Origin of the sequence: Siminovitchia sediminis, assembly GCF_042680885.1 — a bacterium.
Taxonomy (GTDB): Bacteria; Bacillota; Bacilli; order Bacillales; family Bacillaceae_C; genus Siminovitchia; species Siminovitchia sediminis.
Map to the genome: position 1 here is coordinate 42,285 of NZ_JBHUEO010000003.1, position 20,899 is coordinate 63,183.

A 20,899-nucleotide genomic window follows, 5' to 3' on the forward strand; every position below is an offset into this window, starting at 1 on the left:
AATAAAAGAAAAAATGTAAGCGTTTTGACAGCTGTCATTCGATCAACTTGTACAGTAACTGTTTTTTTACATTTAAAGGAGGGGAGCCCAATGGTCAGCAACTTAGAAGTTCAAAATGTCACTAAATATTACAAGAAGTTTAGGGCAGTACACAATGCAAACTTAACCGTTGAGCAGGGAGAGTTTTTTACGATTCTTGGTCCAAGTGGTTCAGGAAAGACGACTCTTCTTAAACTGATTGCCGGTTTTGAAGAAGTCAGTTCAGGTTCCATTCTGCTGAGAAATGAGGATATTTCTTCAAAAAAACCTTACGAACGAAATATAGGGATGGTCTTTCAAAACTATGCCCTTTTTCCTCATATGACTGTTGCTGAAAATATTGCTTATCCGCTAAAAAAGCGAAAGGTGAAAAAACAAGAAATCAAGCAAAAAGTCGAGGATGTCTTGAAGATTGTTCATCTGGAACAATATGCCGGCCACTATCCTTCCCAAATGAGTGGGGGACAGCAGCAGCGTGTTGCCTTGGCGAGAGCAATTGTTTTCAGTCCGCCGCTTCTTTTGCTGGATGAGCCATTGAGTGCGTTGGATAAAAACTTACGTCAGCGTATGCAGATTGAAATTAAAACCATTCAGGAAAATCTCGGCATCACAACCATTTCTGTGACTCATGACCAGGAAGAAGCTCTGACGATGTCAGACAGGATATGCGTAATGAATAACGGGGGAATTGAGCAGATTGATACGCCGGAAAACTTATATAAATATCCGAAAAACAGATTTGTTGCAGAGTTTATAGGTGAGATCAACTTGTTGAAAGGGACATTACTGGGTAAGGAAGATGGCACCGCCAGCATCCAATTAACGAATGGACAAGTTGTAGCAAACAAGACAAGAGGCCAGTCGCTGAATACAAAATCTGTCCTGATTGCCCTTCGCCCGGAAAACATCCAATTGGCAGAAGAGGGGAAGGTATTAAGGAACAGGCTGAAAGCGAGAGTGACGTCTGTTATTTATGTGGGAGAGGCTCTGATTGTTCTTGTCAAGACAAAAGAGGAAGAAGAACTCAAGATCAAAATCCCTTCTTTATTGGCTCACGCCATTACCGTGGGAGAGGAAATAGAGTTTGGCTGGAATCCGCAAGACGCTACAATTTTAGAGGATGAGAATACACATGTAAACGCTTCGATGGAAGCGGTATCTTCCTGACCGCGGAAATTTTTGAAGAAGGAAGTGATAGTCAGTGATCAATGCAAAACAAGAAAGGCAGCCGGTCACCGGTTACAGTGTCCCGGCACCGGGTCTGTTTGCAAAACTCCCCGGGCTAAAGTGGCTGCTGGTCATCATACCGTTGGCTTATGTCGTTGTGCTGCTGATTTACCCCATGATTGAATTGTTTAAACTCGGGGTTGCCGACGACAGCGGCTTTACTCTTGAACATCTCAAGCATATTTTTACAAATAAAATTTATTTGGATGTGATCTGGATTACCTTAAAGATCTCATTCCTTGTCACATTCATTTCCCTGCTGATTTCTTATCCGATCGCTTATTTGCTCATTCGGATTGAATCTAATACGTGGAAAAACATCATTTTGGCAATGGCCATGATCCCATTTTGGATCAGCCTGCTTGTTCGTACCTTTTCATGGATTGTTATGCTGCAGGATCAAGGGGTCATTAATCAATTATTGATGGCATTAGGTATCATTGATGAACCGATCAAGCTCTTATATACGACTACAGGTGTTGTTATCGGGATGGTGCATGTGCTGTATCCATTTATGTTCTTCAGCCTTTACTCGGTGATGAAAGGGATCGATCAGCGCTTGTACCAGGCAGCAGAAGGATTGGGAGCACGTCCGTTGGCAGCATTTTTCCAAATTAATTTTCCTCTTTCCCTTCCGGGGGTTTTAGCAGGATCCCTGCTGGTTTTCGTTATGAGCCTAGGATTTTTTGTAACGCCCGCGCTGTTGGGCGGTTCCGGTGAAATGATGATTTCAATGGTGATAGAAAACTATATTAACAAGACACTGAACTGGCACTTGGCTTCGGCCTTATCTCTCGTATTGTTTGTCGTAACGATTGTGATCCTTGGCCTGGCATTCCTGGCGTTGCGTAACAATGCAGTACTGAAGGATGTGACATAAAAATGTGGTTAAAAGGAACGGTTGCTCTTATACTCACAGCTTTGACCGCACCGATTATCATCATTTTTATCATGTCATTTACATCTGTATCCTATTTTCAATTTCCGCCTCCCGGCTATTCGACGAGATGGTATCAGGCATTTCTTGAGGATGCTTCATGGATGGAAAGTTTGTTTAGAAGCCTCCAAATCTCCTTTTTCACAACGATCTTGGCGGTTGTAATCGGTACAATTGCAGCAAATGCAGTTGTACGCTTGGATTTCCCGGGAAAGCAGCTCTTTATGGGACTGATGGTGGCACCAATGATTATTCCGGTCATTATTGTGGGTATTGCACTTTACCGCTTTTTCGCTCCGCTGCAGCTGACCGGAACAATGACAGGAATGGTGCTGTCGCACTCCATATTGTCCATCCCGATGGTGTTTGTTACTGTACTGGCCAGTCTTAAAGGGATGGATCGGAATCTGGAATTGGCTGCAATGGGGCTCGGTTCCACTCCAATCGAGGCTTTCTTTAAAGTAACCTTTCCATTCATCAGGCCAGCCGTTTTTTCAGGGGCATTATTTGCCTTCCTGACATCGTTTGATGAATTGGTTATCACGATTTTCCTTGCAGGACCGACAACAAAAACGCTGCCTGTAAAAATGTGGGAAGATCTTCGTACGCAGGTGGATCCGACAATTGCGTCGATTTCATCCATCTTAATTATCGGCATTGTGTTTGTATACCTGCTCCAGGGTTGGCTGTCCGAGAGGGCGGCTAAAGCCAAAGGCAGTCAATAAAATTAAAATATTCAGGGGGAAAACTTATGTTTAAGAAAGTACTTTTAGCAGGGATAATCTCCGCTGCAACACTATTTGCCGCAGCTTGTGGAGGCGGGGGCTCTGAAGAAACGAGCTCTGGCGGAGGAAAAAGTGATACGCTCGTTGTCGTTGACTGGGGCGGCGCTGTAACTGAAGCGAGACAGGATACAATTTTTAAGCCATTTGAAGAAAAGTTTGATGTGAAAATTCAGGTGGAATCCCCGACAGACTATGGAAAATTAAAAGCCATGGTTGAAGGCGGAAATGTCACTTGGGATGTGGTGAACATTGATACATTTTGGGGAGAGCAGGCAGGGGAGCAGGGTCTCTTGGAACCAATTGATTATGAAATTGTAAGCAAGGAAAATATTGTTCCGGAGATGTTAAATGAATACTCTGTGGGAGCAGAGATGTATTCATCTGTTATTGCATACAACACAGATAAATTTGCCGAAGGTGAACACCCGCAAACATGGGAAGAATTTTGGGATACCGAAAAATTCCCTGGAGCCCGTGGACTGTACAACGACCCGCTCGAAACGCTGGAAATTGCTTTACTTGCTGATGGAGTAAAACCTGAAGAGTTATATCCGCTTGATGTAGACCGTGCATTTGAAAGCCTTGACAAACTTGCAGCCAAAACAGAAATCGTCTGGTGGGATGCAGGAGCGCAGCCTGTTGAACTTTTATCCTCAGGAACTGTAACGGTATCTACTGCCTGGAATGGAAGGATTACCGAGGCCAAGAAAGAGGGTGCACCAGTTGAGCTTCATTATAACCAAGCTACATTATCCAGTGAATCATGGGCGGTTCCAAAAGGAAGCAAAAATAAAGAGTTAGCGATGGAATTCATCAATTTTGCAACAAGTGCAGAAGTTCAGGCAGCATTCTCTGAAACAATTGATTATTCACCTGTAAATGAAAAAGCAATTGAATTACTGCCGGAAGAAGTACAGGCAAGACTTGGACAGTCTCCTGAATTGGCTGAATCTCAAGTCATCATGGATCCGATGTATTGGGCTGAAAACTATGAAGAGATTAGCCAAAGATTGCAGGAATGGCATTTAAAGCAATAGAAAGGCAGCTATTATAATATGTGGCTTTGGCAAATGTGCCTGACTTTACCAAAGGGGCAGATCAGGCACTCCTTTTCATATAGGGGGACTTAACATGGATGGAGATGTAGGAGTCATAGGTTTAGGGACGGTGGGAAGCATGACTCTGTGGCAGCTTGCAAAAAGAGGCGTATCAGCCGTTGGGTTTGAACAATTTGGAATTGGCCATGATTATTCTGCTGCCGGAGGAGAGTCCAGGATTTTTCGTACTGCCTACGGAGAAGGATACGAGTACGTTCCGCTGATGCTGGAATCATACAAGTTGTGGAGAGAACTGGAGAGGGAATCCGGCAATCAGCTGCTTGATTTAACTGGCGGCTTAATGATCGGGGAAACCGGCACGGCATTTATGAATAATGTGCTGAGAAGCGTTGAAAAATTTGGGCTGGACCACGAAATTTTAGACCGGAAACAAGCAGAAAAGAGATTTCCGCAGCACCGCCTTCTTCCAAACGAAATTATGGTATTGGATAAATTAGCTGGCGGGCTGCGTCCCGAACTGGCAATTGTATCTGCGGTCAAGCAGGCGGAAAAGCTTGGGGCCGCAGTACATAGCCATTCCCGTGTGGAGAGTATTGAGCCGAACACAAATGGAGTAGAAGTGACCGCTAATGGAAGAACATACAACTTCGGTAAAGTGGTTATAGCGACAGGACCATGGACCGGAACTTTTCTGCCGGAGTACAAACCGCATATTACCGTAAAACGCCTGGCAATGGGATGGTTTGCAGCCAAAGACATCGAGAAATTTAAGGCAGATCGATTTCCTGTGTATATAAGGGAATCAGGAGAAGATAAATTTTACGGAACTCCGACCTTTGAAGGAAGTATGGTCAAAACCGCCTTTTATATCAATTATGGCATCTTGGAACATCCTGATGAGTTAAAGAGAACGTTGTTGCCTGATGAACTTCAGCTTTTGCGGAAAGCAGTAGAGAAATATCTGCCGGATCTATATACTGACCCGGTCAGAATAAGTATTTATATGGATGGCTTTACGCCAGATGAACATGCTTTGCTGGGAACGATTCATGGGCAGGAGCGGATGATTTTGCTCGGCGGGTTTTCTGGCCACGGGTTTAAGATGGCAACCGGTATAGGAAAAGTGGCTGCTGATCTTGTTCTGGACGGAACAACAGTATTCGAGCTGGATCACCTTTCTCCGCAAAGGTTCCATCATGTAAAGGAGGAAACAGTATGACAGCAACAGAATCAAAAATAATCGTTAGAAACACAACTAAAGAGGATATTGACGAACTGGTCCCCATGGCGGTCAAGGGATATGGCTACGAGGACATGGCACCTACAAAAGAAAAGTACGAAAGCCATATTGATCACTTTCCGGAAGGGCAATTTTGCGTCGAATATGATGGGAAACTGATTGCGTCTTGCTCCAGCGTATTGATTAATATCGAAGATTATGGTGAAAATCATACTTTCGATGAGGTGGCAGGAGGGGGATATATCCGAAACCACAATCCGAATGGAAAAAATTTGTATGGGATTGATGTAGTAGTGGATCCCGATTATCGCGGGATGCAAATCGGCAAACGTTTATACGAAGCCCGAAGAAAACTGGCAAAGGACCTGAACCTGGAAAGCATTATCTTTGGAGGAAGAATTCCTAATTATGAAAAATATGCGGATCAAATGAGTGCGGAAGAATATGTCAGCAAAGTTTTGGAAGGGGACATTTATGATCCTGTCATCGTTTTTCAGACCAGAAACGGTTTTGTATGTGAGGGAGTCATGAAAGACTACATTCCGAAGGATAAGGAATCCCTTGGATACGCGGCTTTAATGGTATGGAAAAATCCGGACTATGTACCTCCTGCAAATTAGAAAAAGAACACAGTGGAAAAATTAGAATGTACTGGATGGAGGAATGAAAAGTGGACTCTTTATCCATGTGGGAAGCAACAGCAGGTGAACGCAAACAACGCCCTGCCCTTCAAGGAGATCAATATTGTGATGTTGTTGTTATCGGGGCAGGCTATACAGGGCTTTCTACGGCTTATCATTTACAGGAAAAAGGACATAAAACTATTGTACTTGAAAAATATCATGTAGGTTATGGTGCTAGTGGAAGAAACGGCGGAGAATTGCTGACGGGCTTTCAAGGAACAATGGAGAGCTGGGTTGCCAAGAAAGGGTTGGAAACAGCCAGGCAAATGTGGGAGATGTCACTCGATGCCATTGATTTGGTGGAAAATATGATTAAAGATCATAACATCTCATGTGATTTTGTGAGAAAAGGTGATATCCGCCCTGCTTACAAACTTTCCCATTTGGATTATTTTAAAAGGGAACAGGAATACATGGCTGAGACCTTCGGATTCTATGAACTGAATGTGCTGGATAAGGATGAAATCAAGTCAGAACTGAACACCGACTTTTACCATGGAGGACGGACAAATGAAAGAGGCGCCCATTTTCATCCTGTGAAATTCGTAAGAGGTTTGGCTGACCTGGTAGAAGAAATGGGCGCAGAGATCTATGAACATTCCGAAGCACTAAAGATTGAAAAAAGCGGCAAAGCTACAGTCACCACTGATCAGGGAAGAGTGATTGCGGATGAAGTGGTTATTGTAACAAATGCTTATGCAGGAAATCTCAACAGAACAATCAAAGGGTCGATTGTTCCGGTGGAGAGCATCATGATCGCGACGGAACCTTTGACAGAGGACCTGATGGTAGAATTGATGCCGACCAATCGTGCGGCATCTGATTCTAAAAATCTATTATATTATTTCCGCAGAACAGCCGATCATCGGATGGCTTTCGGGGGATCAGGCCGCTCTTTCAGCAAGCGGGATGCGCTTCGCTTGTTTGATACATTGCGAGACGGAATGGTAGACGTCTTTCCTCAGTTGAAAGATGCAAAGATTGAGTACCGCTGGGGAGGAAAAGTAGGGTTTACCCAAGATATGCATCCGTATATCGGCCAGCTTGCGGACGGATCTCACTTTGCCTTTGGCTATGCCGGACGCGGGGCATCCATGGCTGTGATGGCAGGGAAAATACTGGCAGAGACCATCACCCGCCCGGAAGATGTCGTCAATCCGTTGAAAAAAGAAAATTTAAGGCCGATTCCTTTTCACAGTCAGCATGCAAAAGCTGTAGGGATTATGAAATTTTATAAAGCCTTCCAAGACCGTTTTATCGGGTAGCTATCACTGGAGCTTGCAGAACCTTTCTGCAGGCTCTTTTTTCAATATAGCCTTATTATTATAAATAAAAGAGGGGGGATATCCTCTATAATAATAGAGGAGAGGAGCTGTAAGGTACATGAGATTTGAAACCATCATCATTGGTGCAGGATCCATGGGAATGGCTGCAGGGTATTATGCAGCCAAGCGCGGGAACAAGGTACTTCTCATTGACGCGCATGATCCGCCGCATACGGAAGGTTCCCATCATGGAGAAACTAGAATTATCCGCCATGCCTATGGAGAAGGGGAAAACTATGTCCCCATGGCACTCCGTGCACAAGAACTGTGGCTGGAACTGGAAAAAGTGTCAGGAAAGAAGTTGTTTTTGCAGACAGGAGTCGTCAATGCGGGAACGCCTGACTCGCCTTTTATTAAAAATGTGATGAAAAGTTCAGAAATGTATTCATTACCGGTTGAGGTACTGACAGCAGAACAAATGAACGCGAAATGGCCAGGGTTTCATTTTTCCAACGAATATATGGGCTGCTTTGAAAAAAATTCCGGCGTCCTGATGGTGGAAGAGTGTGTTCGTGCATATCGCGAACTGGCGGAGAAAATAGGGGCAGTCGTCAAAACGCATACAACTGTAACCGGCATGAATGCAAACCATGGCCAGGTGTCCGTTCAAACGAACCATGGAGAATTTACTGGTAATACACTGATTGTGACTGCGGGCAGAGGGACAGGCCCACTGCTTTCCAAACTGGGACTGCAAGTTCCCATTCAGCCTGTCCGAAAAACATTTTCCTGGTTTGATTCCAATGAAGAAATCTATCGAGAAGGTGAATTTCCCGCTTTCGGCATTCAATATGCTCACTCCGATGAAATGTACTACGGATTTCCGAGCATCCATGGTGCCGGGGTCAAAATTGGACGGCATGACGGGGGGCAGCCGGTCGAGCCGAATGAACCGCTGGCGGATTTTGGCGCCTTTCCCGAAGACGAACAAGATGTGAAACATTTTGCGGAGCGTTTCATGTCCGAAGAAATGCCATTAAAATATGGCAAAACTTGCGTTTATACGAATTCACCGGACAGTGATTTTATTATTGATCAATACCCGGAATGGCCAAACGTACTTTTTGCCTGCGGTTTTTCCGGCCATGGATTTAAATTTGCAAGCGCGGTCGGAGAGATTTTAAGCCAGCTGGCTTTGGATGGAAGGACTGAATTGGATATTTCGGGTTTTGCGTTTGACAGGTTTTAATTAGGAATCACTTTAAGAGGGAACCAAATGCATTTGGTTCCCTCTTCCCCTTTTTTGATAGGGATCCTCCGCCAGCCGTCTTCAGGATTTTCTTTCCATAACAGCAAAATAATTTTCCTCCGGGTCGGCAAAGTTAAACACTTTGCCGGACGGCGTGTCGACAATTTGACCGACTGTAATTTGTTTGCTGGAAAACTCTCTGTGTAATTGCTCAAGGTTTTCCGTAAAAAACATTATTGAAGGTGTGTCAAGGTTTATACCGGGAGACATTTTCGCAACAAATTCCTTATCGTGAAGAACAATGCTTGTTTCTGCATCCTTTCTTGGAGCCACTTCAATCCATCTCATTCCTTGGCCATCACTTTCTTCAGAAATAATGGAAAAGCCTACTTTTTGTGTCCAAAAGTCCACTGCCTCCTTCTGATGATGAACATACAGCATAATTTGTCCGACTTTACTCAACATCGCTTCCACCCCTTCCATAGTCTAAAAATGAGTATTCTATAAATGGAGGAAGAAACCTTTCGCTTTTTTTAAAAATATTAAGTAAAAAAGATACATTTAGAAAATTCCGCTTTAACGTATTAAATGATTGGTGTTCTAAAGGCAAAACGCGTTGAAGCATGTGTTTGCAAGGGTTTTTTATATATATTAATCTGACATTAACACCATCTGATGTTTCCTATAGGCTCTAAAAAAAGCAAAGGAGCGAAATAAAATGAGAATGATAGAGGCTGAAACATTCGGTCAAGAACGAGAATTTCCCATGATGCAAATTATTGATCAGGAAGGTAATCTAACGGATGACACGCATAGGGGTGAAATTACGAAAGAAATCGCTCAATTGTTCTATAGCCAGTTGAAAAAGATGCGTTTATTTGACCGGAAAGCCATTAATCTTCAACGGCAGGGACGGATTGGCACATACCCGCCTTTTGAAGGGCAGGAGGCTGCACAGGTTGGAAGCGCTTTCGCGTTAAACGAGGGAGACTGGATGTTCCCGACATACCGTGACCATGCGGCGATTATTACCTTCGCCCAGTCTTATTATATTTTGGCAAACTGGAAAGGAAGAATCGAAGGGAATGTACCGCCCCACGGGAAAAATATCCTGCCGCCTTCCGTCCCGATTGCCACTCAGCTTCCGATAGCTGCAGGCGCTGCCATGGCATCAAAGTTTAAGGGAGACCCGACAGCTTCTCTAGTATATTTTGGCGATGGCGCCACATCGGAAGGAGACTTTCATGAAGGGCTGAACTTTGCGAGCGTCTTCAAAGCGCCTGTAGTCTTTTTTAACCAAAATAACGGATATGCCATCTCGGTTCCCATCGAAAAGCAGATGAATTCCAAAACCATTGCCCAAAAATCAGTTGCTTATGATATTCCGGGAATCCGCATTGACGGTAATGATATTTTCATTGTTTACTTTGAAACGAAAAAGGCACTTGAACGGGCGAGGCTTGGAAAAGGTCCGACCTTGATTGAAGCGGTGACATGGAGGTACGGAGCCCATTCAACTGCAGACGATCCAAAAAAATACCGCAATCCGGATGAAAGCGAAGAACGGAGAAAGTTTGATCCGCTCATCCGCCTTGAGCTGTTCATGAAGAAAAGCGGCTATTGGGACGATGATTGGGCACTAAGGTTGGATGAAGAGGCGGTCCAGGAAATTGAGGAAGCTGTTCAAAAGTTTGAAAGCAAGCCTCCACCAGATGTAAATGACCTCTATGACCATATGTTTGAAGAAATGCCTTGGCCTATTGCGGAACATAAACAACAATATTTGCAGTACTTGAGGGGTGGTCAATAAGATGGTTGCTGTTAATACAAAACAGATGACGCTGATCCAGGCAGTAACAGATGGATTGCGGACCATGCTGAGGGAATACGATGAAATGGTAGTCCTGGGGGAAGACGTCGGAAAAAACGGCGGCGTGTTCAGGGCCACGGAGGGGCTTCAGGAGGAATTCGGTGAAGACCGGGTGATGGATACGCCGCTGAGTGAATCAGGAATTATCGGCACGTCTGTCGGAATGGCGCTGTACGGGATGAAACCTGTAGCCGAAATACAATTTTTTGGTTTTATTTATCCGGCCTATGACCAGATCATGTCCCAAGCGACACGGATGCGCTATCGGTCAATGGGGAGGTATACAGTACCGATGGTGATTCGCGCTCCTTATGGTGCGGGAGTCCGCGCTCCGGAAATTCATTCGGACAGTGCGGAGTCGCTGTTTACCCATATGCCCGGAATCAAGGTCGTCTGTCCGTCGACACCGTATGATGCCAAGGGACTGCTCATATCAGCCATTGAAGATCCGGACCCTGTCCTTTTTCTGGAATCTCTTCGATTGTACCGTTCCGTAAGAGGTGAGGTTCCCGAAGGAAAGTATACCGTGGAAATCGGGAAGGGAACCCGGGTAAAGGAAGGGGAGGATGTGACCGTCATTGCTTGGGGGGCGATGATGCCTGTAGTGATGAAAGCCGCTGAACAGGCGGAAGAAGCGGGAGTGGCATGCGACGTGATTGATTTGAGGACGTTATATCCGTTGGATAAAGAGCTCATCGCAGAATCGGTCCAAAAAACAGGGCGGTGTGTCATTGTTCATGAAGCTCACGGCACCGGAGGCCTGGGCAACGACATTGTTTCGATCATCAATGATACATCATTTTTATACATGAAAGCTCCAATTGAAAGAGTCACCGGAGCAGATGTCCACGTTCCATTTTGGGCGTTGGAAGAACACTATTTGCCGACTCCTGCACGCATTAGGGAAGCAATTGACAAAGCCATCCATTTTTAAGGAGGGAAATTGAATGATCGAAGTGAGATTGCATGATATTGGCGAAGGAATGACGGAAGGGGAAATCATTTCCTATTTGGTAAAAGAAGGCGATCCAGTCACCGTCGACCAGCCGCTTGTTGAAGTACAGACTGAAAAAATGGTTGCGGAACTCACTTCGCCTGCTAATGGAACAATTAAAGAAATCCTGATTGATACCGGCCGGACCATTACTGTCGGCACCACCATCTTAACCATTGCATCCGAGCAAAGCAAAGGAGGAGTTTCCTCTTCACAAACAAAAGAAGAAGTTGCCACGACTGTAGAAGCACCGCAGGCCCAAAAGCCGATGAACATGGAAAGGCCGAAGACCGGCCCGCTCTCCAAGAGGGTGAAAGCGGCCCCGTATACGAGAAAAGTGGCAAGGGAACACAATGTGGATATTACGCTTGTGGAGGGAACAGGCCGCGCCGGCCGGATAACGGTTGAAGATGTTCTCAGGCATGTTGAAGAAAGGGATCGAGGCCGGGTAAAAACAGAATCTGCGGAAATAGCTGTTTTGGAACCAAACCCTGTACAGGAGTCTCAGGAACCATTGGATGTCATTCCATTCAAAGGCCGCAGGAAGCAAATCTCCAAGAAAATGACTCAGTCATTCTTTACCATCCCGCATGTGTGCCACTATGAAGAAATTGATATGACCGACCTCATCCAATTCCGCAAAGAGCTGCATGAAATGGATGAACATATATCAGTCGCTGCTTTCTTTGTGAAAGCACTGGCCATTGCACTGAAAGAGTATCCGGTTTTTAATGCCGAATTGGATGAGGAGAATGAAGTCATCCGTTTGGAAAAGGCGGTGCATATGGGGATTGCTGCCGATACAGAAGAAGGGCTGATTGTCCCAGTCGTACGTGATGTGGATAAAAAGTCTCTGCGTGCCATTCACCAAGAAATGAAAGAGTTGACCCAAAAAGCCAAAGAGAATAAGCTGACGATTCGCGAAATCACAGGCAGTACGTTTACGATCAGCAATGTAGGCCCGATGGGAAGTATTGGGGCCACCCCCATCATCAATTATCCTGAAACCGGTCTCATGGCATTCCATAAAACAAAAAAGATGCCTGTCGTGAATGAGCATGATGAAATTGTCATCCGTTCGATCATGAATGTAACCATGACGTTCGACCATCGTGTGGCTGACGGGGGAGAAGCGATCCGTTTTACCAACCGGTTCAAATCACTCATAGAAAATCCAAAAAGGCTGATTCTAGAGCTTGCATAGCAATGAATGGGAGGAGATGCAAAATGGCAAAACAGCTTGAAAAATCATCCGTTGGCAGCGATGATCTTTTTCAAAAAATAGCACATCATGAACAGGTTATTTTCTGCAACGATCCCGCTTCAGGACTGAAGGCAATTATCGCAATTCACGATACAACCCTGGGTCCGGCATTGGGAGGGACGCGCATGTACCCGTATGAAAGTCTGGATGAAGCATTGGAAGATGTTCTTCGTCTTTCTGAAGGCATGACGTATAAGTGTGCTGCTGCCGATATCGATTTTGGCGGCGGAAAGGCGGTGATCATCGGGGATCCGAAGAAAGATAAGTCTCCCGCCTTGTTCCGGGCGTTTGGCCAGTACGTCCAGTCGCTCAACGGCCGGTTTTACACCGGAACCGATATGGGAACTACAATGGATGACTTTGTCCACGCTCTTAAAGAGACTCATTTTATCAACGGCGTTCCCGAGCAGTACGGAGGCAGCGGCGACTCGTCCATTCCTACAGCCCAGGGAGTAATTTATGCATTGCAGGCCACCAATCAATACTTGTTCGGCAGTGACTCCATTTCGGGAAGAACATATGCCATTCAAGGGCTGGGTAAAGTAGGTTATAAAGTTGCGGAACAGCTTCTGGCAGCCGGAGCCGAGGTATATGCGACAGACATTCATGAAGATATCCTGGATTCCATGAAGGATAAATCAGCTCAGCAGGGCGGCTCACTGACCATTGTAAAAAGCGATGATATTTATCAGGTGGAAGCCGATGTTTTCGTTCCATGTGCGATGGGCGGTGTGATCAACGACGAAACGATCCCGCAATTAAAGGTGAAGGCTATTGCCGGTTCAGCAAATAATCAGCTGAAAGAACTTCACCACGCCCGTGCATTGAGTGAGAAAGGGATCCTTTATGCGCCTGATTACATTGTTAATGCAGGCGGTTTGATACAGGTGGCAGATGAATTGTACGGTCCCAATAAAGACAGGGTGTTACTGAAGACAAAAGGAATTTACCGGTCGCTCCTGGAGATTTTTAAACAGGCGGAACTGGATTGCATGACAACTGTTGAGGCTGCAAACAGAAAATGCCAACAGAGAATAGAAGAGCAGCGAAACCGCAACGGTTTTTTCACTAGGGGGCGCAGACCAAAATGGATGATTAAGGAATAGGAGGTTTCACATGAATCCATACAGAACAACAGATTTAATGGAGGTGGCGAATCATAACGCCACTCCACCTAATTGTGATCTGACTTTACAAGTCAGACCTGTCTTTGCAAGAGACGGAAGGGCCAGAGGGGTCTGGGAAGTGGATGAAAAATTTCTGAATGGAAATGGTGTGACCATGGGCGGTTACCTTGCTTCGGCCGCTGATATTATAATGGCTTACGCTATTTCATCAAAACTGCAGGACAACCAGACCTTTGCCTCCATAGATTTGCATACAACGTTTCACAGACCTGTTTTCCCCGGAACGGTGGAAGTGGCTGCAACTGTAGAAAGGATGGGCCGGCAAATTGCCTATCTGACAGCGGAGTTAATACAAAAGGATAAAAAAGTGGGAAATGCTGTTTCTTCCGTCATGATTATTGAGAAGTCATAATACAGAATATGGAGACTGCCATTCAAACAGAAAAGATCAAAAAAGGATATAATAGACTCATTGTAATTTTTGATGAATGACGGAGGTCCCCATGAATTCTGAAAAGCAGTTAAATCTATACTTTGCCTTGGCTCCAATTGTTATCCTTACCGTTTTGGCAGCTCTCTCCATTTTTAAATGGGATTCAGGGATGTTCATTCCCTTATTAGGGGGAATCATAGCAGCAGCCATTGCCGGAATGATGTTCGGATACAAGTGGGCAGAGCTTGAAAAATTTATTGCCAATGGGATAGCCCGGGCATTACCTGCCATATTTATTCTTTTTCTGATCGGAATGATTATCGGCACCTGGATTTTAAGCGGTGTCATTCCGACCATTATTTATTATGGACTTGCTATTTTGAGCCCGGATATTTTTATACCGGCTGTTGCCGTCATTACCGGAATTGTTTCCCTGACGCTTGGAAGCTCGTTCACCTCCATAGCAACAGTCGGACTGGCTTTGATGGCTATAGGAGCAGGCTTGGGATTTCCAGCCCCCATTGTTGCGGGAGCGGTGATTTCGGGTGCATTTTTAGGGGATAAGCTTTCCCCGTTATCAGATACAACCAATATTGCACCGGTGATGGCTGATACGGATTTGTTCAGTCATATTCGCCATATGTTATGGGATACGGTTCCTGCATTTGCCATTTCTCTTGTACTGTATTGGCTGATCGGTCTAAATTATACCAGTGGAGGGGCAACAGGCCGGGACATTGAGGAAATCATGCAAGGACTTGAAGAGCAATTCCTCATCAACCCGCTGCTGTTGATTCTGCCATTGTTTACATTGTATGTGGTTTATAAGCGGCTCCCCGCTGTGCCTTCACTTGTTTTCATCATTGCTTTGGGGGCATTGGCCTCTTTATTTGTTCAAGGAAGCAATATGACTCAAATCGTGAACGTGATGACAGACGGCTATAAAGCTGATTCCGGACTTGATACGATAGATTCCTTGCTGAGCCGGGGCGGCATTATCTCCATCGGTCTCGTCGTTTTGGCGACAGGCCTGGGAGGCATCCTGGATGGAACCGGCGCGTTCAGGACGATCATTGAGACGGTGGCAGCTAAAATCAAAAGTACAGGATCTTTAATCTTGACAACCATCTTATCCACATTTTTGGTAGGTTTGGCAAGCGGGGAACAATATTTGTCCATCATCCTGCCTGCCAGAACGTTTCGGGACAAGTATAAAGAAAGAGAACTGGACACAAAGAACCTGTCCAGATGTGTGGAAGCAGCAGGCACAGTCGGCATTAACCTTATCCCTTGGAGTGTCACATCGCTGTTTGCCTCTCAGGTTTTGGGTGTCAGTCCAATGGCTTTCATCCCATTTATCTTCTTTGCTTTTCTTGTTCCTGCTATTAATGTCATTTACGGCTATTTGAATATCTCCATTGCCAAAAAAGATTATTCTCATGAAGGTTTTCCCAAAACTCTTTGAACCCATGGATTGACGGATCAAAAAAGCTGCTCTCCTACATGCAGGAGAGTGGCTTTTTCTATTAAAGATCTTAACTGCTTGACCCTTTCATTGAGCCAGGTCTGCATGTAATCCTCATACAACTTGTATATATGATTTCGTTTAAGTTCATACACTGTGATAATTGTGTGAATTTTTTTCTGAAAATATAATGAATGATGGTTAACATTCATCCTATGACAAAGTTAAAAGAGTAAAAGTGACAGGGGGAGGGGAATAGAAATACAAAAGCAATGGAAATGTATTAAATAAGCAAACATTGAACGGCGGGAGAAGCCCGGAAGAAAAACATGGTTGTTCAGGCAGCATGCCATCCCGCTTCTTTTACATCTTTCAGAATAATAATAAAGAAAAATATGGTATGATTAAAATAGCGCTTTCATAAGGGGGGATTGCCATGAATAAGGCAGTGCGTTCAATTCCAAAAGCAGAAGGCTTATCACTTCAGAAAGTTTATGAAGCTAGAAAGAGAGTTTACCAAATTGTTAAGCCAACACCTCTATTACACTCCATTCCGTTGTCGGAATGTTTGTCATCTTCGGCTTACTTAAAGCTGGAAAATTACCATGAAATTGGGGCTTTTAAAGTTAGAGGAGCAACCAATAAAATTTTAAGCCTGCCCAAAGAGAAAAGAGAAAGAGGGGTTGCAACGTTTTCCACCGGCAACCACGGGCTGGCCGTTGCCTATGTAGCAAAAAAAATGGGTATTCAAGCGACCGTTTGTATTTCACCAAGGGTACCAAAAGCCAAGGTGGATGCCATCCGCCGTGCGGGAGCCCATATTGAAATCGTCGGGAACAGCCAAGATGACGCTGAAAAACATTGTTATGAATTAGAAGAAAAGCGTGGACTTACGGTAATCAAACCGTTTGATGATGCAGAGGTCATCTCGGGCCAGGGAACGATTGGGCTGGAAATGGCCGAGGAAAAACCGGATCTGGAAGCGGTGGTCATTCCCCTGTCAGGTGGAGGATTGTTTGCAGGAGTGGCATTGGCGTTGAAATCCTACAATCCCTCTATTCAAGTGATTGGAGTATCCATGGAGCGTTCTCCTGTCATGTATGAAAGCATTAAAGCCGGAAAGCCGGTTGTATTGGAGGAACAGGAAACACTCGCTGACAGCTTGCTCGGTGGAATCGGATTAAAAAATGATTACACTTTTGAATGCGTAAAACAATACGCAGATGATCTCATTCTTGTTTCAGAAGAGGAAATTGCCGAAGCAATGGGGTTCATGGCCGATGAGCACCGAATGATTGTAGAAGGTGCAGCAGCTACAGGCGTTGCGGCTTTATTAAACAAAAAACTAACATCCCAATTTTCTGAAGTAGGGACGATCATTACAGGAAATAATGTCGATCTCTCTGTTATTTCAAAAGTTATACGAGATTACGAGTTACAGCGTCAGAAATAGCATATAAGGAGGGATTGGAGTGAACTTGTCATTGGAGGATGTACTGGCATTTCCAATCTTTGAAACAGCTAAAATTATTACTGGAGAAAAAGAACTCAGCAAAAAAACGGTAGAATGGGTATCGGTTATCGAAAGTCCAGTGGAAAACTTTGTAAGGGAAAATGAACTCGTTTTGAGTACGGGTATTGGCTGTTACACAGATCCGCATTTGTTCTTTGATTTTGTCAAAGATGTCTATGAATCGGGAGCATGTGCCCTGGCTATTGCCACCGGACATTATATATACCGGATACCAGAAGAAATTGTCGATTTTGCCGAACAGAATCAATTTGTTATTATCGATCTTCCGTGGGAAATCCGTTTTGCTGATATTATCCATGAATTGACTAATGCCATTAATAATCTCCAAAAAGATGAGCTTCTCAGATTAAAAGAGCTGCAGCAGGAATTACTTGAAATGTATTTAACTAAACAACCATTTTCTACGATGGTGGCTGTAATTGAAAAAGAATTGGGTCAATCCATCCTGGTCATGAATAACAAGGGGAATGTCGCAGGCGGATCGGCCCGTATCCGGGACGTTTGGAAAATGTGGAATGATATGAAACAGAGCCAGGAAGAGGAAGATTCTCATCATCCGATTTTTTCCAAAATGAAGCGGGCTGAATCAAGGGATGCCCAGCTGTTTCATATGAAAGTACAATCCAGCGAGCAAACGGAAGGAGATTTTTTTATTGTCACCCCTCCTTCCTACAAGATGACTCTGCGTGATGCGAATATTATTGAGCAGGCGGTCATGGTTTGCGCTCTTTGGCTGACCAGTGAAAATGCCATTGTGGAAAATAAAAATATGCTCCAAAAAGAATTTGTTCTGAGCTTAATAGAAGAGGAGGGTATACCTGAAAAAACAATCAGAAAAGAAGGCAAAAGCCTGGGCTATGATGCAGACCTTTCCTATGAATGCCTGATTGGATATCCTGAAAATTTGGAAACCCTCTTCTATCAAGATCCGAACAACAACCACCAGACAAAAAAATCTTGGCTCGAAAACATGATGTCCTATATTGAAACGGAGCTGGCAGATGCCGCACAATCCATTCAGCGCCAGATTATGTATGTTCAAAAGGATGACAAAATGGTCATCTTCCTGCAAACGAGTGAAAAAGCTTCCCAATCGGCTTCAAGCGGAACGATCAACCAATTTCTCGATCTGGTCGACCGAAGACTGAACAAACTGCTGCCCGGAGTGGTAGTTTCGTGGGGCATAGGAAAATACGAGGACGGCGTCATGGCCTTTTACAAGAGTTATCAGAAAGCCGCTTCTGCCTTGGAGGTGGGAAGAAAACAAAAAGGCATTGGAAAGCGTTATCACTTTGACAACACAAAGATCAGCAGGCTTATTTTAACTTTGTCAAAAAATGAAGAAGTACAGGAAATTACTATGTCCACGATTTCTCCCTTAATTGAGTATGACAGGAAAAGAGAAATGGATTTAATTCATACATTTATTGTATATAATGAGAATTCCGGAAATGTAAGCCAGTCGGCAAGAGTCTTAAACCTGCACAGGCAATCTCTTTTGTATCGGCTGAGAAAAATAGAATCCTTGACCAATCTTTCATTGACGAATCCGGATGATGTATTTTTATTGGATTTCAGTATAAAAATTTGGATGAGCAGCGGAAATCAGCTTGCAGCCGGTTCGCAGTCAGCCCGATAAGAGTAAAATCAGTACCAGCGAGGTACTGATTTTTTTTTGAAATAAGGTAAAAGGGGGCAGATGGCATCAGCCAACCTTGAAAAAAAAGCATAGAAATCCCCGCTTTATCTGTTTTTTATAAAATGGTCTACAATTTGTATAAAATTGTGGGCGTGAAATTCATACAATTTCTATAATGCTTTTTTGTCGATCTATTCATTATAATTAATTCGGATGTAAGCACTTACATAACAGACACCAAGATATTCAGTTATTAAAACTATTTTCTTATAGGGGGGTTTTTATTTGAAAAAGTGGTATGTACTTTTGGTGGCAGGTTTGGCACTACTATTGAGCGCTTGCGGGAGCAGCAGCGAAACGACCGGAGGAAACGGAGGAGAGGATTCGAAAGAAGAGATGTCCACGCTGGATCGCCTGAAGGAAGAAGGGGTCGTCAAGCTTGGGGTGGCCAATGAAAAGCCCTATGGCTTTATTACGTCGGACGGCGAAGTAACAGGAGTAGCTCCGGAAATTACAAAAGCTGTTTTTAAAGAGATGGGCATTGATACAGTGGAAGGGGAAGTAACGGAGTTCGGTTCCTTGATCCCGGCTTTGCAGGCTGGGCGCTTTGATGTCGTTACCGCCGGTATGGATATTCGCCCTGAGCGGTGTGCAGAAGCGGCGTTTGGAGATGTGGAAATTCGCTATGGGGAAGGTATGGCCGTTCAAAAGGGAAACCCCAAAAATCTGCACAGTTATGAAGACATCGCCGCAAACCCTGATGTAAAAGTTTCCATTATGGCAGGTGCGAACCAGCATGAGTTTCTGAAGGAGCTGGGCGTTCAAGACAATCAGATTGAAACAGCCGACAGTATTTCTTCCAACATTGCAGCTGTCAGCTCGGGACGCGTGGATGCAACGGTAATGACCGAAGCGACACTGCGTGAAGCTGTTGCGTCTGCCGATCAGGATAAGGTAGAGGAAGCCAAGCCGTTTACACAGCCGGAAATTAATGGGGAGAGCGTTATGAGCTACGGGGCTGCCGTCTTTAGAAAAGAAGACAATGACCTGCGTGAAGCCTATAACGCTGAATTGAAAAAATTGATAGAGTCAGGAAAGATTCTTGAAATCTATGAAGAATTTGGATTTGGAGAAGATAACCTTCCGGACGACGTAACAACAGAAGATCGTTGTGCCGGATAAAAAAGCGGGGGGCATGGGCTCAAGTCACTTGTCCCCTTACACCTGAAGATAAGGGGGTTGTGTACGATTGATACTTACATGATGTATTTGCCGGAATTATTGCGTGGGGCGGGAATCACGGTTCAAGTTCTCCTGCTGTCCGCCGTTTTTGCCTTTATATTTGCTTTTATTGCCGGTTTGGGACGCGTGTCCCGGTTTTGGATCGTCCGCTTTCTTATGGGAGCTCTCGTCGAGCTGTTCAGGGGAACGTCTCTGCTCGTGCAAATGTTCTTTTTCTTTTTTGCCCTGCCCGCTTTCGGGGTGGAACTGTCGCCGTTTGCCGCAGGGGTCCTGGCTTTGAGCCTGAATTACGGGGCTTATGCTTCCGAGGTTGTCCGGGGAGCGATTTTGTCGGTGCCTTCCGGTCAGACGGAAGCAGGCATTGCCTTGAATATGAGCCGCTGGCAGCGGATGAGGCTTGTTATTCTGCCGCAGGCGTTCCGCCTGATGCTGCCCGGGTTTGGAAACAACGCGATCGAGCTGCTGAAAGGTACTTCTCTTGTCTCCCTGGTGACACTCGCCGATATGACGTTCCAGGCGCGGACTTTAAAGGATAACTACACAGGAGACCAGGTGGAGATTTTCACCCTTCTGCTGCTGCTCTATTTCGTTCTGGCCCTTCCGCTCATCTTCGGTGCGCGGTGGCTGGAAAAACGCGCGTCCAGGGGGGTGGCGGCCAGATGACCTGGGATTGGAATTTTGCCATTGAAATTTTCCCGCGAATTTTTGATGCGATGTGGATCACGCTGGGCGCCACAGTGGCAGCCTATGTGATTGCTCTGATCTTTGGGCTGGTGCTGACGCTTCTTCGCCGGACCCGCTTGAAGCCGCTTAAGTGGCTGACAGTCGGCTTTATCGAGTTTGTACGA

19 protein-coding genes and 1 pseudogene are annotated in these 20,899 nt (G+C 44.9%); 19 read left to right on the forward strand and 1 reads right to left on the reverse strand.

Annotated features, from left to right (window positions below):
- Nucleotides 1-90 precede the first annotated feature (90 nt).
- The 8 genes from ACFSCZ_RS01205 to solA (ACFSCZ_RS01240) all read left to right on the forward strand — a co-directional run bounded on the left by ACFSCZ_RS01205 (nucleotide 91) and on the right by solA (ACFSCZ_RS01240) (nucleotide 8,483).
- A complete protein-coding gene (locus tag ACFSCZ_RS01205) occupies nucleotides 91-1,206 on the forward strand; it encodes an ABC transporter ATP-binding protein (RefSeq protein ID WP_380771725.1) in 1,116 nt (371 codons plus the stop codon).
- A 34-nt stretch (nucleotides 1,207-1,240) separates the two neighbouring features.
- Nucleotides 1,241-2,146 (forward strand): ABC transporter permease, encoded by a 906-nt coding sequence (locus tag ACFSCZ_RS01210; protein WP_380771727.1) that lies wholly within the window; start codon nucleotides 1,241-1,243, stop codon nucleotides 2,144-2,146.
- 2 nt (nucleotides 2,147-2,148) lie between these two features.
- Entirely contained in the window at nucleotides 2,149-2,928 is a 780-nt protein-coding gene (locus ACFSCZ_RS01215; protein ID WP_380771729.1) for an ABC transporter permease, read from the forward strand.
- 26 nt (nucleotides 2,929-2,954) lie between these two features.
- Nucleotides 2,955-4,025, forward strand: coding sequence for an ABC transporter substrate-binding protein (locus ACFSCZ_RS01220; protein ID WP_380771731.1), 1,071 nt, complete (start codon nucleotides 2,955-2,957; stop codon nucleotides 4,023-4,025).
- A gap of 94 nt (nucleotides 4,026-4,119) precedes the next feature.
- The gene (gene solA / locus ACFSCZ_RS01225) at nucleotides 4,120-5,265 is read left to right on the forward strand and encodes an N-methyl-L-tryptophan oxidase (protein WP_380771733.1); all 1,146 of its coding nucleotides are present in this window, start codon (nucleotides 4,120-4,122) and stop codon (nucleotides 5,263-5,265) included.
- Nucleotides 5,262-5,906 carry a GNAT family N-acetyltransferase gene (locus ACFSCZ_RS01230; RefSeq protein ID WP_380771735.1) on the forward strand — a complete coding sequence of 215 codons (645 nt, stop codon included), beginning with the start codon at nucleotides 5,262-5,264 and terminating at the stop codon, nucleotides 5,904-5,906. The genes solA (ACFSCZ_RS01225) and ACFSCZ_RS01230 overlap by 4 nt, the downstream gene beginning before the upstream one ends.
- 50 nt (nucleotides 5,907-5,956) lie before the next feature.
- The gene (locus ACFSCZ_RS01235; RefSeq protein WP_380771737.1) at nucleotides 5,957-7,234 is read left to right on the forward strand and encodes an NAD(P)/FAD-dependent oxidoreductase; all 1,278 of its coding nucleotides are present in this window, start codon (nucleotides 5,957-5,959) and stop codon (nucleotides 7,232-7,234) included.
- A gap of 118 nt (nucleotides 7,235-7,352) precedes the next feature.
- On the forward strand, nucleotides 7,353-8,483 hold the full coding sequence (solA, locus tag ACFSCZ_RS01240) for an N-methyl-L-tryptophan oxidase (RefSeq protein WP_380771738.1): 1,131 nt from the start codon (nucleotides 7,353-7,355) through the stop codon (nucleotides 8,481-8,483).
- A gap of 81 nt (nucleotides 8,484-8,564) precedes the next feature.
- Here solA (ACFSCZ_RS01240) and ACFSCZ_RS01245 read toward each other — a convergent pair whose 3' ends face one another.
- Entirely contained in the window at nucleotides 8,565-8,948 is a 384-nt protein-coding gene (locus ACFSCZ_RS01245; protein ID WP_380771740.1) for a VOC family protein, read from the reverse strand.
- Between the two features lie 253 nt (nucleotides 8,949-9,201).
- Between ACFSCZ_RS01245 and pdhA the strand changes: the two genes are divergently transcribed.
- The 11 genes and pseudogenes from pdhA to ACFSCZ_RS01300 all read left to right on the forward strand — a co-directional run.
- Nucleotides 9,202-10,293, forward strand: coding sequence for a pyruvate dehydrogenase (acetyl-transferring) E1 component subunit alpha (gene pdhA, locus ACFSCZ_RS01250; protein ID WP_380771741.1), 1,092 nt, complete (start codon nucleotides 9,202-9,204; stop codon nucleotides 10,291-10,293).
- Nucleotide 10,294: 1 nt separating this feature from the next.
- Nucleotides 10,295-11,287, forward strand: a complete 993-nt coding sequence (locus tag ACFSCZ_RS01255) for an alpha-ketoacid dehydrogenase subunit beta (RefSeq protein ID WP_380771743.1) — start codon at nucleotides 10,295-10,297, stop codon at nucleotides 11,285-11,287.
- 13 nt (nucleotides 11,288-11,300) lie between these two features.
- Nucleotides 11,301-12,551 (forward strand): dihydrolipoamide acetyltransferase family protein, encoded by a 1,251-nt coding sequence (locus tag ACFSCZ_RS01260; protein ID WP_380771745.1) that lies wholly within the window; start codon nucleotides 11,301-11,303, stop codon nucleotides 12,549-12,551.
- A gap of 23 nt (nucleotides 12,552-12,574) precedes the next feature.
- Entirely contained in the window at nucleotides 12,575-13,717 is a 1,143-nt protein-coding gene (locus ACFSCZ_RS01265; RefSeq protein ID WP_380771747.1) for a Leu/Phe/Val dehydrogenase, read from the forward strand.
- Between the two features lie 10 nt (nucleotides 13,718-13,727).
- On the forward strand, nucleotides 13,728-14,150 hold the full coding sequence (locus tag ACFSCZ_RS01270) for a PaaI family thioesterase (RefSeq protein ID WP_380771749.1): 423 nt from the start codon (nucleotides 13,728-13,730) through the stop codon (nucleotides 14,148-14,150).
- 91 nt (nucleotides 14,151-14,241) lie between these two features.
- Nucleotides 14,242-15,636 carry a Na+/H+ antiporter NhaC gene (gene nhaC, locus ACFSCZ_RS01275; protein WP_380771751.1) on the forward strand — a complete coding sequence of 465 codons (1,395 nt, stop codon included), beginning with the start codon at nucleotides 14,242-14,244 and terminating at the stop codon, nucleotides 15,634-15,636.
- Between the two features lie 436 nt (nucleotides 15,637-16,072).
- Nucleotides 16,073-17,089 (forward strand): hydroxyectoine utilization dehydratase EutB, encoded by a 1,017-nt coding sequence (eutB, locus tag ACFSCZ_RS01280; protein WP_380771752.1) that lies wholly within the window; start codon nucleotides 16,073-16,075, stop codon nucleotides 17,087-17,089.
- Between the two features lie 19 nt (nucleotides 17,090-17,108).
- Entirely contained in the window at nucleotides 17,109-18,809 is a 1,701-nt protein-coding gene (locus ACFSCZ_RS01285; RefSeq protein ID WP_380771754.1) for a PucR family transcriptional regulator, read from the forward strand.
- 285 nt (nucleotides 18,810-19,094) lie between these two features.
- Complete coding sequence (gene ehuB / locus ACFSCZ_RS01290; protein ID WP_380771756.1) at nucleotides 19,095-19,991, forward strand: ectoine/hydroxyectoine ABC transporter substrate-binding protein EhuB; 897 nt, start codon at nucleotides 19,095-19,097, stop codon at nucleotides 19,989-19,991.
- 78 nt (nucleotides 19,992-20,069) lie between these two features.
- Nucleotides 20,070-20,714, forward strand: a complete 645-nt coding sequence (gene ehuC, locus ACFSCZ_RS01295; protein ID WP_380771760.1) for an ectoine/hydroxyectoine ABC transporter permease subunit EhuC — start codon at nucleotides 20,070-20,072, stop codon at nucleotides 20,712-20,714.
- Nucleotides 20,711-20,899, forward strand: a pseudogene (locus ACFSCZ_RS01300) (ectoine/hydroxyectoine ABC transporter permease subunit EhuD); the annotation flags it as partial. The gene ehuC and the pseudogene ACFSCZ_RS01300, both read left to right, overlap by 4 nt.

Coding starts and splice junctions, on each gene's coding strand:
- ACFSCZ_RS01205 (WP_380771725.1), top strand. CDS start 91: ATGGTCAGCAACTTAGAAGTTCAAAATGTCACTAAATATTACAAGAAG.
- ACFSCZ_RS01215 (WP_380771729.1), top strand. CDS start 2,149: ATGTGGTTAAAAGGAACGGTTGCTCTTATACTCACAGCTTTGACCGCA.
- ACFSCZ_RS01220 (WP_380771731.1), top strand. CDS start 2,955: ATGTTTAAGAAAGTACTTTTAGCAGGGATAATCTCCGCTGCAACACTA.
- solA (WP_380771733.1), top strand. CDS start 4,120: ATGGATGGAGATGTAGGAGTCATAGGTTTAGGGACGGTGGGAAGCATG.
- ACFSCZ_RS01230 (WP_380771735.1), top strand. CDS start 5,262: ATGACAGCAACAGAATCAAAAATAATCGTTAGAAACACAACTAAAGAG.
- solA (WP_380771738.1), top strand. CDS start 7,353: ATGAGATTTGAAACCATCATCATTGGTGCAGGATCCATGGGAATGGCT.
- ACFSCZ_RS01245 (WP_380771740.1), bottom strand. CDS start 8,948: ATGTTGAGTAAAGTCGGACAAATTATGCTGTATGTTCATCATCAGAAG.
- pdhA (WP_380771741.1), top strand. CDS start 9,202: ATGAGAATGATAGAGGCTGAAACATTCGGTCAAGAACGAGAATTTCCC.
- ACFSCZ_RS01255 (WP_380771743.1), top strand. CDS start 10,295: ATGGTTGCTGTTAATACAAAACAGATGACGCTGATCCAGGCAGTAACA.
- ACFSCZ_RS01260 (WP_380771745.1), top strand. CDS start 11,301: ATGATCGAAGTGAGATTGCATGATATTGGCGAAGGAATGACGGAAGGG.
- ACFSCZ_RS01265 (WP_380771747.1), top strand. CDS start 12,575: ATGGCAAAACAGCTTGAAAAATCATCCGTTGGCAGCGATGATCTTTTT.
- ACFSCZ_RS01270 (WP_380771749.1), top strand. CDS start 13,728: ATGAATCCATACAGAACAACAGATTTAATGGAGGTGGCGAATCATAAC.
- nhaC (WP_380771751.1), top strand. CDS start 14,242: ATGAATTCTGAAAAGCAGTTAAATCTATACTTTGCCTTGGCTCCAATT.
- eutB (WP_380771752.1), top strand. CDS start 16,073: ATGAATAAGGCAGTGCGTTCAATTCCAAAAGCAGAAGGCTTATCACTT.
- ehuC (WP_380771760.1), top strand. CDS start 20,070: ATGATGTATTTGCCGGAATTATTGCGTGGGGCGGGAATCACGGTTCAA.